Source organism: Streptomyces sp. NPDC047014 (assembly GCF_040644195.1).
GTDB lineage: Bacteria > Actinomycetota > Actinomycetes > Streptomycetales > Streptomycetaceae > Streptomyces.
Map to the genome: position 1 here is coordinate 1 of NZ_JBEYVX010000068.1, position 15,550 is coordinate 15,550.

Here is a 15,550-nt window from a genome sequence, read left to right on the forward strand (position 1 = left end):
GGCGACCGCATCACCCTGCGCCAGCTCGCCGGCATGCGCAGCGGGCTCTACAACTACAGCGAGGACCCGGACTTCGACAAGGACTTCGAGGCCGCGCCCCGACGCCCGTTCACGCCGCGGCAGTTGCTCGACTACTCCTTCAAGCACCCGGTGAACTTCGCCCCGGGCGCGCAGTTCGAGTACTCCAACACCAATCTGATCCTCCTCGGCCTGGTCATCGAGAAGGTCACCGGCCGGCCGCTGCACGAGGTGGTGCGGCGGGAGGTCCTGGAGCCCGCCGGGCTGCGCCGTACGGCCTTCCCGACCGGCGCGGAGATGCCCGACCCGCACGCGCAGGGCTATACGAACCAGACGCCCTCGGGCAAGATCGTGGACTCGACCGACTGGAACCCCTCCTGGGCCTGGGCTGCCGGAGCCATGACCTCCGACGTGCAGGACCTGCGCCGCTGGGCGCCGATCCTGGCGCAGGGCACGCTGCTGACGCCCGCCACGCAGGCCGAGCGGCTGAAGACCACGCCGATGAGCATCCCCGGTGACGGCTACGGGCTGGGCATCTTCGATGTGCAGGGGTGGATCGGCCACAACGGCTCCATCCCCGGCTACGAGTCCCTGACCGTGTACCTGCCCGAGACCCGGACCACGATGGTCATCCTCCTCAACACCGACGTCGACACCGGCGGCCAGGAGCCGAGCACCCTCTTCGGCGAGGCGGTCACGGGCATCGTCACCCCGGACCACGTGTACCCGGGGCACAAGCCGCAGAGCGGCTGACGGAGGCGGCCGGCAGGGGCGGCGGGGGGCGGTGGGCAGCCCTCGGACCCGGTCGGATGATGCGACGGCCAGGGTCCGAGGTAGGGTCCGAGGTATGCCCGAGCTCATCAGCCCCACCCCTGACCTGCACCGATCCTGGGTCGCCGCGCAGCGGGAGTACGGCCCCGACGCCCACCTGGACGGCGCGGGACTCGGCGCGGACGACGACGTGGACACCCCCGAGGGCTTCGCCGCCTGGACGGAGAGGCTGCGCGGCTACGCGGACCGCTCCCGCCCGGTCGAGCACGGCCGCGTGCACGCCACGTACTGGTGGATCGCGGAAGGCGACACCTATCTCGGCGCCATCGACCTGCGGCACTACCTCAACGGCTTCCTCCTCGACGCCGGCGGGCACATCGGCTACGGCATCCGCCCCTCGGCCCGCCGCCGGGGACTGGCCACCTGGGCCCTGACCGAGGTCCTGCACGAGGCACGGCTCCTGGGCCTGGACCGGGTCCTGCTGACCTGCGACCCGGACAACGAGCCCTCGGCCCGTACCATCGAGCGCTGCGGCGGCGTCCTGGAGGACGTCCGCGAGACCCTCATCGGCCCGAAGCGCCGCTACTGGATCGACCTCGGCCCCACCGGCCGGCGCCGCTGAACACCGGCGGCACCCCCCGGCCGGGGGTGCCGCCGGTCCGGCGCGGGTGGCTACCAGAGCACCGGCAGGCGTTCCGGCAGGCGCTTCATGAAGCGGGTCCGCCACACCAACTGGTCCATCGGCACCGCGAGTTGCAGGTTCGGCATCTTCTCCAGGAGCACCGCGAGGGCGATCTCCGTGTGCCGCTTGCCGAGGGCGGTGGCCGGGCAGTAGTGCGGACCGCCGCCGAAGGACAGATGCGTACCGGCGTCGGCGCGGTCGATGTCCACGCGGTGCGGGTCCGCGTACACGGCCGGGTCGGTGTTGGCCGCCTCCACCAGGACGAGCATCAGCTCGCCCTTCCGCACCTCGACCCCGCCCAGGGTGACGTCCTCCAGGGCCAGCCGGGGCAGGCCGTCCGCGATCGACAGGTTGACGCGCAGGAGTTCGTCCACGGCGCCCGGGATCTTCTCCGGTGCCTCGCGCAACTGCCCCCACACGTCCGGGTTCTGGAGGAGGGAGACGATCGCCATCGTGAGGAAGCCCATCGTGGAGATGACCCCGGCCCCGAACAGGGTGACCCCGACCGTGGCCAGCATCTCGTCCGTCAGATGGGCGTACTGCGGGTCCTCGCGCAGCGCGGCCAGCTCCGCCATCAGGCCGCTGGTGGCGGGGTCGTCCAGCCGCTCCACCATGTAGGCCATGTCGCGGTCCCAGTTGAGCCTCGCGCCCGTGACGGGGCACGCCGAGTTCATGAACGCGATGTCCAGGCTCGACGCCAGCCGCTGCGCGTCCGCCTGCGGTATGCCGAGGATGCGGCAGTGCAGGTTTTCGGCGTACGGGTTGGTGAACCCGGCGCGCAGGTCCACCGGCGCACCGTGCCGCAGCAGCCCGTCGACCAGGATCTCGGCCTCCTCGCGCATCCAGCCCGTGAGGTTGTCCGTCTTCGGGTTGATCGCCTTGAGCACGGCCCTGCGCAGCCCGGCACCGGTGATGTTGCCCATGTTGTTGACGACCTCGGGCGGGATCGTCAGCGCGTACTGCCGCGGCACACCGGGGGCGGAGGTGTCCTTGAGGCTGAACCGCGGGTCTTCGAGGACCTGCTTGCACAGCGCGTACGAGGACACCAGCCAGGCTTCGTCACCCGCGATGGTCCGGACCCGCCGGACCGGTTCGGCGCGCAGCTCCTCGATCTCCGGGGGCAGCCGGTCACCGCGCGCGGAGAAGGGGAAGTCGAGCAGGGCAGGGGTGTCAGTGCTCATCGGGGGCTCCTTCGGCGGGGGTGATGATCGCGTGGCCCTGATTGCGCGAGGCGCGCAGCCCGGAGCCGCGGGAGTAGAGCAGTTCCGCCATCGGCAGGAGCTGGTGGTAGCAGTTGAGGGAGGACGGCACGCCGAGGATGGCGGGCGTGTCCAGGAACAGCGGGGCCTCGGCGCACACGTATTCCAGGCAGACCTCGCGCTGCCGGGTCGTGGCCGCCCTGCCGTTCAGTACCTTGGAGGAGAGGAAGGCGTCGACCAGCGCGTTGCAGGTCTCGCGGAACTCCGGGTCGATGTCGAGCAGATGGTGCAGATGGCTGTGGAGCGTGCGGTAGGCCGGGATGTCGGTGAGGGAGGACATCGGGCGGGCCCGGAGCCGGATCCCGGTGGGATCGGCCTCGGCGGCGGCGTTGTTGACCTTGGCGCGGACACCGCGCAGGTTCTTCACCGCCTTGCGCCGCGCCTCGTCCTCGCCGTAGCCGAGGGCCTCGTACATCTCCGCGACGTGCAGGTCGGTGTAGATGAGGTCGACCTGCTGGAACTGGCGCAGACCCCAGTGGGCGAGGTCGATGACCCGCTGGGCGGAGAAGTAGCTGTTCCCGGGCGAGATGCCGATGACGGCGTGATCACCTTCGCTGGTGATCACCTGGCAGTGCGGGGTGTACGGCCGGACTGTGAAGACTTCGGTCGCTGTCGTCAACAGGGGTCGGGTCCTTTGCGCCGCAAGTCCCGTGGGGCCCTGTGCCCCGGGTGTGGCGGCGACGGAATGGAAGGTACATCAACTGTGAGCGACGTTCCATGTCTTCTGGGTAGTAACTCATCTGCCGGACAAGTCAGTTGACCAGGGCATCCGTCGGCCGGCGGGCCCGGCTCCCGCGGCGCGCCCTGCTCGGCGCCGGGCTCGGGCTGCTCGCGGGGTGCTCGGGGGAGGCCGGGCCGGTGTCGCGGCTGCGGCTGGCCACCGGGCCCGAGGGCGGGCCGTACAACGCCTTCGGCAAGGCGCTGGCCGCGGCCGTCGCCGCGAGCGGGCTTCCGGTGGAGATCGTGCCCGTCGGCACCGCGGCCAGCGTGGACAATCTGCGCGAGCTCGACCGGGGCGCGGTGGACCTCGCGCTCGCCATGGCCGATACGGCCGAGGACGCGGTGCGGGGCCGCGAGCCGTTCTCCCGGCCCGCGGGCGTGAGCGCGCTGGCCCGGGTCTACGTCAACTACACGCACCTGGTGGTCCTGGCCGACGGGCCGGTCCGCTCGATGGGGGACCTGGCGGGCCGTCCGGTGGCGGCGGGCGCGGAGGGTTCGGGCGTACGGGTGGTGGCCCAGCGGGTGCTGCGGGCCGCCGGGCTCACCACCGGAGCGGCCCCCGTACGGGAGCGGCCGCTCGGGCTGGGCGAATCGGTGGCGGCCCTGCGGGAGGGGGCGGTGGACGCGCTCTTCTGGTCCGGCGGGGTGCCCACGCCCGCCCTGTCGGAGCTGGCCCGCGTGACGCCCGTACGGCTGCTGCCGCTCGACGGCTATGTGGACGCCCTGCGGGAGCGGCACGCGCCGGTGTACACCGCGGTCACCCTGCCGGGCGGGGTCTACGGCCCGGCGGAACCGGTGGGCACGATCGGGGTGGGGAACTACCTGCTGGCCCGTACGGACCTCGGCGGGCCGGTGGTACGGGACCTGCTGCGGGTGGTCTTCGGCCGGTGGCGGGACCTGCTCCGCGAGGTCACCGCCGGAGCCCGCCTGGAGCCGCGCTTCGCGATCTCCACAGGCGGGGTCCCGCTGCACCCGGGGGCCGTCGCGTACTACCGCTCGGTGTACGGCTAGACCCGGTGCGGGCGACCTGCGGCGCCGGGGGGGCCGGTGGGCGCCCCCGGCCGCGCTAGGACGCCGGGGCCGGCTCGGCGTCGGGGGAGACGACCAGGAAGGAATCGGTCGCCAGGTCCATCACGACGGTCGCCGCCTCGCCCCGCTCGCGGCACCGGGCCGCGTACTCCTCCGCCGGACGGCTTCCCATCGGGTCACCGGCCGGGAAGGAGTCCAGTACCTTCTTCGTGCGCATCGCCACACCTCCGAGCGACGGAACGTTCTTACGGTTCTGCACGTTTCTGCCTATTGCTGGACGGTTCTGGGAGGGCTCAACGCCGGGTGACGCGGACCGACACCCGCCGGCTGCGCCGGGCCAGGACGGCTGCCGTCAGCACACTGGCGGCCGTGATCACCGCCGTCCGGTGGGTCTTCGCGGTCCGCGCCACCCGGCCCGCGCCCGTGCGCAGCGGAACCAGGTTCCGGCGCCAGGCGGGGCGCCCCGGGTGCGCGGCCCGGTCCAGCATGCGGTTCGTGAGCCGTGCCAGGCGGTCCTTGTCGGGGGCGTTGCTCTGCGCCTTCGCGGCGACATCGCCCGCCTTGGAGGCCAGCTTGCCGACCGTACGGCCGAGGCCCTTGCGCGCGGTCTCCACGTGGCGGCGAAGCTCCGCCGCGGTGGGGGCGGCCGGGGTGCGGTGCGGCTTCATCATCGTCATCGGGGGTCCCTTCCCTCGTGTGCTCCGCCCGTGTGCAGGCGGGGTGCCCGTCACCGGTGTGCTGCGCGCTTACCCCCCCGACGGGCTGAACACGCAGTCGAGTTCGCACGGCGCGGGCCTGGGGGTCGCCCCGGCATGCCCCGGGGCGTCACCTGGCCGGGTCAACCGGGGCCGCGCGCCTGCTGCGAATGGCCCAGCATCGCGGCACCCGGCCGACCAGGATCCGGGCGGCGTGCCTAACGTCGCTGCCAGACCCTTCGGGTCCCCGCGCAACGAGTGGAGGCGTCATGGCCCAGCGGAGCCGTCCCCCGACGGGCGTCCGGGTGTGCGCGCTCGCCGCCGGTCTGCTCGTCGCCGCGAGCCTGCTCGCCGCGCCGCCGCCCCGGGCGGGGGCCGGGGGGCCCGGGGGAGCGGCCGGGGCGCCGATCGCGGTGGGCGCGTACCTGCACTACGGCTCGCCCGGCGTCGAGCGGATGGCGGCCCTCTCGCGCTGGCTCGGCGGTACGGAGCTGCGCGCCGGGCACACCTATCTGCCCGGCGACACCTGGGCGAACATCGAGGGCGCGCCCGACTCCCTGCGCACCTGGGCGCAGTGGCGCAAGGCGCGGGCGGACCGGCTGTTCGTGCTGAACGTGCCGATGTTCGCGCGCAACGAGGCCGGTCTGCCGGACGCGCAGGTCGCCGAGCTGATCCGCACGGGCGCGCGGGGCACCTACGACCACCACTTCCGGCGGCTGGCCGAACGGCTGGTCGCCCTCGGGGTCCCCGACACGGTGGTCGTGCTCGGCTGGGAGATGAACGGCTTCCAGTACAGCCACCGCTGCCGGCCCGACCCCGAGAACTGGAAGCGGTACTGGCGCCGGATCGTGGCCGCCATGCGCACGGTGCGCGGACAGCGCCTCCGCTTCGACTTCGCGCCGAACCGAGGCAGCGACGCGATCGCCTGGACGGCCTGCTACCCGGGGGACGACGTGGTCGACATCGTGGGCATGGACTCCTACGACCAGCCCCCGGGTCACACCTTCGACGAGCAGATCAGCCAGCCGTACGGGCTCCAGCAGCAGGTCGACTTCGCGAAGGCGCACCGCAAGCGGATCTCCTACCCGGAGTGGGGCCTGTTCCGCAACGGCGACAACCCCGAGTACATGCGGCGCATGCTGACCTGGATCGCCCAGCACAGGCCGCTGTACCACAGCATCACCGACTACTGCCCCCACGGCGTCTGGCAGTGCACCGAAAACCCCCGCGCCTCCCAAGTCTTCCAAACCCTCTTGAAACCCCCACCCCGGACACCCCGCGCGGGCGCCCCCTCGGCGAACCAGCGGGCCAGTGAGCAGATGGTGTGTGGGCTGGCAGGCGGTGCGGTCACGGTGGGGGCAGGCGTAGTTGCACCCAGAGGCCGTGGGGGGTGGCGGTGCCTGTGGTGAGGGTGCCGCCGCTGGTGCGGGCTATTTCTTCCGCGATGGCCAGGCCCAGGCCGCTGCCGGGGATGTTCTGGTGGGCGGGGGAGCGGCCGAAGCGGCGGAGGAGGAGGGCGAGTTCGCTGTCCGGGACGCCCGGGCCGTTGTCCGTTACGCGGAGTGTCACCGTGCCGTCCGGGGCGGAGCCGGCGTGTACCTCGACGCGGCCTCCGGGCGGGACGAACTTCGTGGCGTTGTCCAGTACGGCGTCCAGGACACGGCCCGCCGCGTCCGGCAGGGCGCGGGCCCACAGGCCGTCCGGGACGGTGGGGGCGGCCAGGTCCACGCCCGCCGCGGCGAACACCGGGGCCCAGGCCGCCACCCGGTCGCGGATGCCCCGGGACAGGTCCTGCTCGGCCGGTTCGGCCGTGCCCGACTCGACCCGGGCCAGGGCCAGCAGGCCGTCGAGCAGTTCCTCCAGGCGTTCCGCCTCGTCCAGGGCGCGAGCGTGCTCGGCGCGGCCGGGGGCGTCCGCGAGGTGCGGCTCGATGTTCTCCAGTTGCAGTACCAGCGTGGCCAGCGGATTGCGCAACTGGTGGGAGGCGTCGGCCACGAAGTCCCGCTGCCGGCCGATCGCGTCGGCCACCGCGTCCGCCATCGCGTTGAAGTGCCGCCGCAGCCGCCGTAGTTCGGGCGGCCCGCTGCCGGAGCCCGCGCGGGCGCGCAGACTCCCGGCGGCCAGCCGCTCCACCGCCCGGTCCAGGTCGAGCACCGGCCGCAGCAGCCAGCGCGCGATGCCCGCCGCCACCAGCGCGGCGGCCGCGAAGGCGGCCAGCGCCCCGGCGCCGATCCACGCCCAGCGGACGGTGATGTCCCGGCGGGCGGCCCCCGTCGGCACCGTGAGCAGCACCGCCCCGCTGACCCGCTCGTCACGGCCGACCGGCTCGGCCAGCACCACCGTCCGCGGCCCCCAGGGGCTCAGCGTGGGCAGCCGGTCCGTGGACCGGCCGGTCAGCGCCCTGCGGCCCGCCTCCGTGGCCCCGGCGGCGGGCTCCGCCCCGGCCCGCGCGAGGCTCGCCCCGGCGGTGTCGACCACCGCCACGCCCGCCCCGTACAGCTCGGCGTACCGGCCGATCTCGGCGGCCAGCTCCGCCCGGTCGGCCCCGGTGCGCAGCCGCTCCGCGAGGTCGGCGAACCGTACGGCCTCCGAACGCCGCTGGAGCAGCAGATGCTCGGTGCGCCCCCGGGCGTACCCGTCGGCCAGCGGCAGGCAGAGCAGCAGCGCGGCCACCCCCATGAGCACCGTCAGCACGGCCAGCAGCCGGCGCCTCACCGCTCCGGGCCGAGCTGGTAGCCGAACCCGCGGACGGTACGTACCAGCCCGGAGCGGCCGGTCTTGGCGCGGATGCCCGCCACGTGCACGTCGAGGGAGCGCGAGGCGGCGAGGAAGGCGTCACCCCAGATCCGGTCCAGGATCTCGGCGCGGGAGTGCACCTCGTCGGGCCGGGCCGCCAGGTGCGCGAGCACGTCGAACTCCCGCCGGGTCAGCCGGACCTCGGCCCCGCCCACGGTGACCGTCCGGGCCGCGAGGTCCACCTCCGCGTCCCCGCGCCGCACGATCCGTATGCCGGCGCCTTCCCCGGACGGGTCGCCGGGACCGGGCAGTCCGGCGCGGGCGTCGGTGCGGCGCCGGACCGTGTCGATACGGGCCATCAGCTCGGCCATCCGGAACGGCTTCACCACGTAGTCGTCGGCCCCCGCCCGCAGCCCCTGCACGATGTCGCGCTCCTCGCAGCGCGCCGTCACCACGATCAGCGGCGCCCCGCACACCCTCCGCAGCCGGCGCAGCAGCTCGATCCCGTCCAGGTCCGGCAGCCCGAGGTCCAGGAGCACGAACTCGGCCTCGCGGGTGTGCCGCAGCGCGTCCAGGGCGCGCGCGACCCGGCGCACGGTGTGCCCGCGCTGGGCGAGGGCGGTGCCGAGCGCCTGGGCCATGCGGTCGTCGTCCTCGACCAGCAGCGCGTGCACGGGAGCCCCCCCTCGCCGTCCGGGATCCGCGGCCCGCGCGGGCCGCGGGCCCAGGCTACCGCCGCCGCTCAGCGCACCGCCTCGACGGGCTTCGCGGCCGTACCGGCCCCCGCCGCGGCGTCCGCGTCGGCCTCCGCGCGGCTGAGCGCCACGGCGCGGGTGTCCGGCATCAGGACGTAGGTCACCAGGGAGATCAGCGCGCAGCCGGAGACGTACCAGAAGAACATGGTCTCGTGACCACTGTCCTTGAACCACAGCGCCACGTACTCGGCGGTGCCGCCGAAGAGCGCGTTCGCGATGGCGTACGGAAGGGCCACGCCCAGGGCCCGTACCCGGGTCGGGAACAGCTCCGCCTTGACCGCCGCGTTGATCGAGGTGTAGCCGGTGATGATCACCAGGGCCAGCAGGGACAGGCCGAGCGCGGACCAGTACGAGGAGGCCGAACCGAGCGCGGTCATGATCGGGTAGGTGCCGACGGTGCAGCCCACCGCGAAGGTGATCAGCAGCGGGCGGCGGCCGATCCGGTCGGACAGCATGCCGGCGAAGGGCTGGAGCACGGCGAAGACGGTGAGCGCGGTGAAGCTGACCAGGGTCGCCGTGGTCTTGGCCATGCCCGCACTGCCGACCAGGTACTTCGTCAGGTAGGTGGTGTACGTGTAGTAGGCCACGGTGCCGCCGAGCGTGAGCGCCATGACCAGCACGGCCTGGCGCCGGTACTGCCAGAGGGCCTTGAGCGTGCCGCGCGCGCTGTCGTCGTGGGCCTCATCGCCCGCGGACTCCTCCTGGAAGGCGTCGGTCTCCTGGAGCCGGCGCCGCAGCCAGAAGACGACCACCGCGAAGAACGCCCCGAGCACGAAGGGGATGCGCCAGCCCCAGCTCTCCAGCTGCGCGGTGGTGAGCGTGTGCTGCATGGTGATCAGGATGGCCAGGCCCAGGAGCTGGCCGCAGGTCATCGAGACGTACTGGAAGGAGGAGCCGAGCCCGCGGCGGTCGCGGGCCGAGGCTTCGGTGAGGTAGGTGGCGCTGGCCGCGTACTCGCCGCCGATGCTCATGCCCTGGAGGAGGCGGGCCAGGAGCAGCACCAGCGCGCCGAAGTAGCCGGCCTGCCCGTAGGTCGGGGCCACGGCGATGAGCAGGGCGGCCACGGACATCATGGTGACGGTGAGGGTCAGCGCGCTCTTGCGGCCGTGGCGGTCGGCGGCGCGGCCGAGGATCCAGCCGCCGACCGGGCGCATCAGGAAGCCGACGGCGAAGATCCCGGCGGTGTTCATCAGCTGCGTGGTCGGATTGTCGCCGGGGAAGAAGGAGTCGGCGAAGTAGATGGCGAAGCTGGCGTAGACGAACCAGTCGTACCACTCGACGAGGTTGCCGAGGGAGCCTCCGAGCAGGGCGAGGCGGCGCTTGCGGCGCTCCTCCCCGGCGGTCGGGTCGGGCACGGCGGCGGACGGGGACATGGCGGCTCCAGCGGGAAGTCCCGGAAGGGAGGGAGGAGTACGGCCCCGGAGGCGGGGGAGTGCCCAGAGCATGGGGCCGCCGCCGGGGCCGGACAAGCTCCGCCGCGCAGATCTAACGTTCCGCTAAGGAAGCGGCCCGGACCGGGATTTCATAGCTCGGTCATGTCCGCGTCATGTCGGCTCCATGGGGTTCACCCGCGGGTGGCCCACGGTGGGGGCGGCCCGCCGCGGACCACCCGTACGACCGGGCGGTACGGCCGGCCCACCCCCCGAACCCGTGAGCAGGAGGCAGGATGAGCGTGATCCCCCGAAGGCGGACACCGGCCGTGGCCGTGGCGGCCGCCGTGGTGCTGGGCGTGGCCGTCGCACCCGCGCACGCCCGCGCGGACCGCGGCACCCCGCCGCCGCTGCCCCCGGTCGCGGCCGCCGTCGAGACGCCCTCCCTCTTCGACGACGAGGCCGGCGGCAACGCCAACGCCGACGACCCGGCGATCTGGCGCAACCCGGCCGACCCCGACCGCAGCCTGGTCATCGCCACCGCCAAGGAGGGCGGGCTGCGCGTCTACGACCTCGACGGGCGCCAGGTGCAGTCCCTGCCGGCCCCGCCGCCGCCCCGGGAGGGCGACAAGCCGGGACGGTTCAACAACGTCGACCTCGTCACCGGCCTGCGCTTCCCCGACGGCCTCCACGACGTCGCCGTCGTCTCCGACCGTGGCAGCGACCGGCTGCGCGTCTACCGCATCGACGCCCGCCGTGCCGCCGGACCGCTGGTCGACGTCACCGACACGGCCGCCGCCCCGCTGGTGTTCTCCGCCGGGCAGGACGAGGTCTACGACCAGCGGACCGCCTACGGCCTCGCCACCTGGACCGACCGCCGTACGGGCCGCTCGTACGCGGTGGCCAGCCGCCGCCACGGCACCGAACTCGCGCTGGCCGAACTGCGGCCCACGGCCCGGGGGAAGGTCGGCTACCGCACGGTCCGCACCCTCACCCTCCCCGCCTCCTTCACCCTGCCCGACGGCACCGCCTGGTCCCCGTGCGGCGAGCCGGGCGAACTGCCGCAGGTCGAAGGCATGGTCGTCGACCCCGACACCGGCGAGCTGTACGCGGGCCAGGAGGACGTCGGCATCTGGAAGCTCGACGCCGATCTGCGCACCCCGGCCCGGCTGATCGAGAAGGTCCGCGGTTACGGCGTGCCCGGCACCTGGAACCCGCGGACCGAGGAGTGCGACGCGGGCACCGACCCCGGCTTCGGCGGCCGGCACGTGGCGGCCGACGTCGAGGGCCTGACCATCTGGCGGGACCCGCGCCACCCCCGGGACGGCGGTTACCTCCTCGCCTCCAGCCAGGGCGACAACACCTTCGCCGTCTTCGACCGCGACCGCGGCAACGCCTACGTCAGCGGCTTCCGCGTCGCGCCCGGAACGCGGCCCGGATCCGCCGACGGCTCCGAGGAGTCCGACGGCGCCGCCGTCACCAGCGCGCCGCTGGGCCGGAAGTTCCCGCACGGGCTGCTCGTCGTCCAGGACGGGCACAACGGCCCCGCGAGCACCGGGCCCGACGGGGAGACCCGTACCGACACGAACTTCAAGTTCGTCGACCTGGGCGCCCTCCGGCGCGCCACCGGTCTCTGATCCGGCCGCCCGGTCCGGCCCCTCGCGGGGGCCGGACCGGGCGCGGGCGTCAGACCAGGTCGAAGCGGTCCAGGTTCATCACCTTGTCCCACGCGGCCACGAAGTCCTCGGCGAACTTCCGCCGCGCGTCGTCGCTCGCGTAGACCTCCGCGAGCGCCCGCAGCTCCGAGTTGGAGCCGAAGACCAGGTCGGCGCGGGTGCCGGTCCACTTGACCTCGCCGGTGGCGGCGTCGCGGCCCTCGAAGGTGTTCGCGTCCCCGGAGGCCGCCGTCCAGACCGTGCCCAGGTCCAGCAGGTTGACGAAGAAGTCGTTCGTCAGCGAACCGGGGGTGGTGGTGAGGACCCCGTGCCGCGACTGCTGGTGGTTGGCGCCCAGGACGCGCAGGCCCCCGACCAGGACGGTCAGCTCGGGCGCGCTCAGGCCGAGCAGGTTCGCCCGGTCCACCAGCAGGTACTCGGCCGGGAGCCGGCTGCCCTTGCCCAGGTAGTTGCGGAACCCGTCGGCGGCCGGCTCCAGGGCGGCGAAGGACTCCACGTCCGTCTGCTCCTGCGAGGCGTCCACCCGGCCCGGCGTGAACGGCACCGGGACCTCGAAGCCCGCGTCCTTCGCCGCCTGCTCCACGGCGGCGGCGCCGGCCAGCACGATCAGGTCGGCGAGCGAGATGCGCTTGCCGCCGCTCTGCGCCCCGTTGAAGGACTCCTGGATGCCCGTGAGCGTGCGCAGCACCGTCGCCAGTTGGTCCGGCTCGTTGACCTCCCAGCCGCTCTGCGGCTGCAGGCGCACCCGGGCGCCGTTGGCGCCGCCGCGCTTGTCGCTGGACCGGAAGGACGCGGCCGAGGCCCAGGCGGCGGACACCAGCTGGGACACCGACAGCTCCGAGGCGAGCACCTGGGCCTTGAGGGCGGCCACATCCGCCTCGTCGACCAGCTCGTGCGTCACCGCGGGCAGCGGGTCCTGCCACAGCAGCTCCTCGCTCGGCACCTCGGGGCCGAGGTAGCGGACGACCGGGCCCATGTCGCGGTGCGTCAGCTTGAACCAGGCGCGGGCGAAGGCGTCCGCGAAGGCCGCCGGGTCCGCCAGGAAGCGGCGCGAGATCTGCTCGTAGGCCGGGTCGAAGCGCAGCGACAGGTCGGTGGTCAGCATCGTCGGCGCGTGGGTCTTCGCCGGGTCGTGCGCGTCCGGCACGGTGCCCGCGCCGCCGCCGTCCTTCGGCCGCCACTGGTGGGCACCCGCCGGGCTCTTGAACTGCTCCCACTCGTAGCCGAACAGGATCTCGAAGAAGCTGTTGTCCCAGGTGATCGGGGTGTTGGTCCAGATGCCCTCCAGACCACTGGTGATCGCGTCACCGCCCTTGCCGGTGCCGAAGGAGTTGGCCCAGCCCAGGCCCTGCGCCTCGATCGGGGCGGCCTCGGGGTCGTCGCCGACGCTCTCCGCCGGACCGGCGCCGTGGGTCTTGCCGAAGGTGTGGCCGCCCGCGATCAGGGCGACGGTCTCCTCGTCGTTCATGGCCATGCGGCGGAAGGTCTCGCGGATGTCGCGGGCCGCGGCGATCGGGTCCGGGTTGCCGTTGGGGCCTTCCGGGTTGACGTAGATCAGGCCCATCTGGACCGCGCCGAGCGGGTTCTCCAGCTCGCGGTCACCGGTGTAGCGCTGGTCGTCGAGCCAGGTGGTCTCGGGACCCCAGTACACGTCCTCGTCCGGCTCCCAGACGTCGGCGCGTCCGCCGCCGAAGCCGAAGGTCTCGAAGCCCATGGTCTCCAGCGCGACATTGCCCGCGAGGATCATCAGGTCGGCCCAGGAGAGGTTCTGGCCGTACTTCTTCTTCACCGGCCACAGCAGGCGGCGGGCCTTGTCCAGGTTGCCGTTGTCCGGCCAGCTGTTGAGCGGGGCGAACCGCTGCTGCCCGGCCCCGGCGCCGCCGCGGCCGTCGCTGATGCGGTAGGTGCCGGCGCTGTGCCAGGCCATACGGACCATGAGGGGCCCGTAGTGGCCGAAGTCGGCGGGCCACCAGTCCTGCGAGGTGGTCAGCACCTCGGCGATGTCCCGCTTCACGGCGGGCAGGTCCAGGCTCTGGAAGGCCGCGGCGTAGTCGAATTCCCCGCCCAGGGGGTTGGAGACGGCCGGGTTCTTGGCCAGGATCTTGAGGTTCAGCCGTTCGGGCCACCATTGGCGGTTCCCGCCGCCCTGTGTCGGGTGCGCGGCGCGCCCGTGGGCGACCGGGCAGCGGCCCTCGCCGCTCTCCGGCACCGGGTCCGTGACGATGGCGTCGTGGTTCTCAGACATGGGAATCCTTCCGTACCAGGCGGATCAATCCGATCCTATGATGGACCGAATCCAAGTCAAGAAGAACACCAAATCCGTATTCCATCGGAACCCGGATCTGTCCGATACTCTCCGGAGACCGTCGAGCTGGAAACAGGTGAGCCGATATGAGTGACCTCCTGGAACGGTTGCGTGCGCGGGGCTGGCGGCTGACCTCCCAGCGGAGGGTCGTCGCCGAGGTCCTGGACGGCGACCACGTCCACCTCACGGCCGACGAGGTGCACGCCCGCGCGGCCGGACGGCTGCCCGAGATCTCCCGCGCCACCGTCTACAACGCCCTCGGCGAGCTGGTCGCCCTCGGCGAGGTCGTGGAGGTCACCACCGACGGCCGTGCCAAGCGCTACGACCCCAACGCCCACCGCCCCCACCAGCACCTGGTCTGCTCCGGCTGCGGGCTCATCCGCGACGTCCACCCGACGGGGGACCCGCTGGCCGGACTGCCCGACACCGACCGCTTCGGCTTCACGCTCTCCGGGGTCGAGGTCACCTACCGCGGGCTGTGCCCGGAGTGCGCCCGCGCCTGACCCGCGGCCCGGCACCCCGGTGAGGGCTGATTGACGCGCCCGTGCCCGGGTAGGCGCCGGACAAAGCCGTCCCGGCGCCAGCCGGGCCGGCCACACCGGAAGCCGCCCCGTCACCGGTCGCGGCACGCGAGGCACCGCAGGACGATGTCACTGCCCGAACGTCGCACGTGTGGAAGGGGTGGTTCCCTATGACCTCGTCGGAGGGTGACCGGTTCGCCGTGGACGTGCGGCCGGTGGACGACGAGGTCGTCGTCCTCGCGCTGGCCGGAGAGCTGGACCACGACACGGCCGGCCCCCTGCGGGCCGCCCTGACGGCGGCCCTCACCGGCGGGGCGCGCAGGCTGCTCGTCGACTTCACCGAGCTGCGCTTCTGCGACTCCACCGGTCTCAACGTGCTCCTGCACAGCCGTATCGAGGCCCAGGAGTCGGGCGGCAGCGTCGCACTGACCGGTCTGCGGCAGCCCGTCGCCCGGATGTTCCGCATCACCGGCGCCGACGCGATCTTCCCCGTGTACCCCGATGTGGCGCAGGCGCTGGCGGAACCACGGCACGCGTGAGCAGAGGAGCGTCCTCATGGAGCGACGGCCGTCCGACCGGATCCGGAGCCTCGGCCTGACCGGCACGAAGGACGCCGTCACGCGGTGCCGGGACTTCACCCGCGCCGCGCTCGTCGCCTGGCAGTGGATGGCTGCCTCCCGCGAGAAGTCCGAGGACGTCCTGCTCCTGGTCTCCGAGATGGTCGCGAACGCCTGCCTCCACGCCGGAGGACCGCAGGCCCTCCTGCTGGACTGCACGGACGAGCGGCTGCGCATCGAGGTGACCGACGGCAGCCCGGAGCCCCCGGCCCCCCGGCTGCGCCCCGATCCCGCCCGGCCCGGCGGGTACGGGCTGCTCATCGTGGAGCGGATAGCCCGCCGCTGGGGCTCGGTGCCCACGGCGGAGGGAAAATACGTCTGGGCCGAGATCGACACGCCGCTGCGGTCCCCGGATGTCCGGGGACCGCAGCCGGTTGCGTAGCAGTCTCGGCAGGG

The 15,550-nt window shown here is 73.3% G+C and carries 16 protein-coding genes; 8 read left to right on the forward strand and 8 right to left on the reverse strand.

The genetic code is table 11. The annotated features are described in order from the left end of the window. Both ABZ873_RS26425 and ABZ873_RS26430 read left to right on the forward strand, forming a co-directional pair. A partial coding sequence (locus ABZ873_RS26425; RefSeq protein WP_360876539.1) for a serine hydrolase domain-containing protein occupies nt 1-771 on the forward strand: 771 nt, incomplete at its 5' end. Between the two features lie 94 nt (nt 772-865). Then, nucleotides 866-1,411 (forward strand): GNAT family N-acetyltransferase, encoded by a 546-nt coding sequence (locus tag ABZ873_RS26430; protein ID WP_360876542.1) that lies wholly within the window; start codon nt 866-868, stop codon nt 1,409-1,411. 50 nt (nt 1,412-1,461) lie between these two features. Here ABZ873_RS26430 and ABZ873_RS26435 read toward each other — a convergent pair whose 3' ends face one another. After that, a complete protein-coding gene (locus ABZ873_RS26435; protein ID WP_360876545.1) occupies nt 1,462-2,652 on the reverse strand; it encodes a cytochrome P450 in 1,191 nt (396 codons plus the stop codon). Continuing rightward, entirely contained in the window at nt 2,642-3,349 is a 708-nt protein-coding gene (locus tag ABZ873_RS26440; RefSeq protein ID WP_360876548.1) for a tRNA-dependent cyclodipeptide synthase, read from the reverse strand. Before ABZ873_RS26440 ends, ABZ873_RS26435 begins: the two co-directional genes overlap by 11 nt. A gap of 137 nt (nt 3,350-3,486) precedes the next feature. On the opposite strand from ABZ873_RS26440, the gene ABZ873_RS26445 reads away from it, so the two are divergent. Beyond that, nucleotides 3,487-4,461 carry a TAXI family TRAP transporter solute-binding subunit gene (locus ABZ873_RS26445; protein ID WP_360876551.1) on the forward strand — a complete coding sequence of 325 codons (975 nt, stop codon included), beginning with the start codon at nt 3,487-3,489 and terminating at the stop codon, nt 4,459-4,461. Nucleotides 4,462-4,516: 55 nt separating this feature from the next. Here ABZ873_RS26445 and ABZ873_RS26450 read toward each other — a convergent pair whose 3' ends face one another. Both ABZ873_RS26450 and ABZ873_RS26455 read right to left on the reverse strand, forming a co-directional pair. Next, nucleotides 4,517-4,696: a hypothetical protein gene (locus tag ABZ873_RS26450; protein ID WP_360876554.1), complete on the reverse strand. Its 180-nt coding sequence runs from the start codon at nt 4,694-4,696 to the stop codon at nt 4,517-4,519. Between the two features lie 76 nt (nt 4,697-4,772). Continuing rightward, entirely contained in the window at nt 4,773-5,156 is a 384-nt protein-coding gene (locus ABZ873_RS26455; protein ID WP_360876557.1) for a hypothetical protein, read from the reverse strand. A 287-nt stretch (nt 5,157-5,443) separates the two neighbouring features. Here ABZ873_RS26455 and ABZ873_RS26460 point away from each other — a divergent pair, with 287 nt between their 5' ends. Next, nucleotides 5,444-6,583 (forward strand): glycosyl hydrolase, encoded by a 1,140-nt coding sequence (locus ABZ873_RS26460; RefSeq protein WP_360876560.1) that lies wholly within the window; start codon nt 5,444-5,446, stop codon nt 6,581-6,583. Here the strand turns inward: ABZ873_RS26460 and ABZ873_RS26465 are convergent. The 3 genes from ABZ873_RS26465 to ABZ873_RS26475 all read right to left on the reverse strand — a co-directional run bounded on the left by ABZ873_RS26465 (nt 6,522) and on the right by ABZ873_RS26475 (nt 10,038). Next, nucleotides 6,522-7,889: a HAMP domain-containing sensor histidine kinase gene (locus tag ABZ873_RS26465; RefSeq protein WP_360876563.1), complete on the reverse strand. Its 1,368-nt coding sequence runs from the start codon at nt 7,887-7,889 to the stop codon at nt 6,522-6,524. The two genes, ABZ873_RS26460 and ABZ873_RS26465, sit on opposite strands and share 62 nt — an antisense overlap. Beyond that, nucleotides 7,886-8,584: a response regulator transcription factor gene (locus ABZ873_RS26470; RefSeq protein WP_360876566.1), complete on the reverse strand. Its 699-nt coding sequence runs from the start codon at nt 8,582-8,584 to the stop codon at nt 7,886-7,888. Before ABZ873_RS26470 ends, ABZ873_RS26465 begins: the two co-directional genes overlap by 4 nt. 68 nt (nt 8,585-8,652) lie before the next feature. Further along, a complete protein-coding gene (locus ABZ873_RS26475; RefSeq protein WP_360876569.1) occupies nt 8,653-10,038 on the reverse strand; it encodes an MFS transporter in 1,386 nt (461 codons plus the stop codon). A gap of 293 nt (nt 10,039-10,331) precedes the next feature. Here ABZ873_RS26475 and ABZ873_RS26480 point away from each other — a divergent pair, with 293 nt between their 5' ends. Next, nucleotides 10,332-11,672 (forward strand): phytase, encoded by a 1,341-nt coding sequence (locus ABZ873_RS26480; protein ID WP_360876572.1) that lies wholly within the window; start codon nt 10,332-10,334, stop codon nt 11,670-11,672. A gap of 49 nt (nt 11,673-11,721) precedes the next feature. Here ABZ873_RS26480 and katG read toward each other — a convergent pair whose 3' ends face one another. Then, nucleotides 11,722-13,956: a catalase/peroxidase HPI gene (gene katG / locus ABZ873_RS26485; RefSeq protein WP_360876575.1), complete on the reverse strand. Its 2,235-nt coding sequence runs from the start codon at nt 13,954-13,956 to the stop codon at nt 11,722-11,724. 146 nt (nt 13,957-14,102) lie between these two features. Here katG and ABZ873_RS26490 point away from each other — a divergent pair, with 146 nt between their 5' ends. From ABZ873_RS26490 to ABZ873_RS26500, 3 genes are all read left to right on the forward strand, one after another. Continuing rightward, on the forward strand, nt 14,103-14,519 hold the full coding sequence (locus ABZ873_RS26490) for a Fur family transcriptional regulator (RefSeq protein ID WP_360876578.1): 417 nt from the start codon (nt 14,103-14,105) through the stop codon (nt 14,517-14,519). A 188-nt stretch (nt 14,520-14,707) separates the two neighbouring features. Further along, complete coding sequence (locus ABZ873_RS26495) at nt 14,708-15,076, forward strand: STAS domain-containing protein (protein ID WP_360876581.1); 369 nt, start codon at nt 14,708-14,710, stop codon at nt 15,074-15,076. Between the two features lie 16 nt (nt 15,077-15,092). Then, nucleotides 15,093-15,536 (forward strand): ATP-binding protein, encoded by a 444-nt coding sequence (locus ABZ873_RS26500; protein ID WP_360876584.1) that lies wholly within the window; start codon nt 15,093-15,095, stop codon nt 15,534-15,536. The last annotated feature ends 14 nt before the right edge of the window (nt 15,537-15,550 follow it).

Bases quoted from the DNA above. Each gene is read 5' to 3' on its own strand.
- ABZ873_RS26435 (WP_360876545.1), bottom strand. From the start codon at position 2,652: ATGAGCACTGACACCCCTGCCCTGCTCGACTTCCCCTTCTCCGCGCGC.
- ABZ873_RS26460 (WP_360876560.1), top strand. From the start codon at position 5,444: ATGGCCCAGCGGAGCCGTCCCCCGACGGGCGTCCGGGTGTGCGCGCTC.
- ABZ873_RS26480 (WP_360876572.1), top strand. From the start codon at position 10,332: ATGAGCGTGATCCCCCGAAGGCGGACACCGGCCGTGGCCGTGGCGGCC.
- ABZ873_RS26500 (WP_360876584.1), top strand. From the start codon at position 15,093: ATGGAGCGACGGCCGTCCGACCGGATCCGGAGCCTCGGCCTGACCGGC.
- ABZ873_RS26475 (WP_360876569.1), bottom strand. From the start codon at position 10,038: ATGTCCCCGTCCGCCGCCGTGCCCGACCCGACCGCCGGGGAGGAGCGC.
- ABZ873_RS26455 (WP_360876557.1), bottom strand. From the start codon at position 5,156: ATGACGATGATGAAGCCGCACCGCACCCCGGCCGCCCCCACCGCGGCG.
- ABZ873_RS26430 (WP_360876542.1), top strand. From the start codon at position 866: ATGCCCGAGCTCATCAGCCCCACCCCTGACCTGCACCGATCCTGGGTC.
- katG (WP_360876575.1), bottom strand. From the start codon at position 13,956: ATGTCTGAGAACCACGACGCCATCGTCACGGACCCGGTGCCGGAGAGC.
- ABZ873_RS26450 (WP_360876554.1), bottom strand. From the start codon at position 4,696: ATGCGCACGAAGAAGGTACTGGACTCCTTCCCGGCCGGTGACCCGATG.
- ABZ873_RS26490 (WP_360876578.1), top strand. From the start codon at position 14,103: ATGAGTGACCTCCTGGAACGGTTGCGTGCGCGGGGCTGGCGGCTGACC.
- ABZ873_RS26495 (WP_360876581.1), top strand. From the start codon at position 14,708: ATGACCTCGTCGGAGGGTGACCGGTTCGCCGTGGACGTGCGGCCGGTG.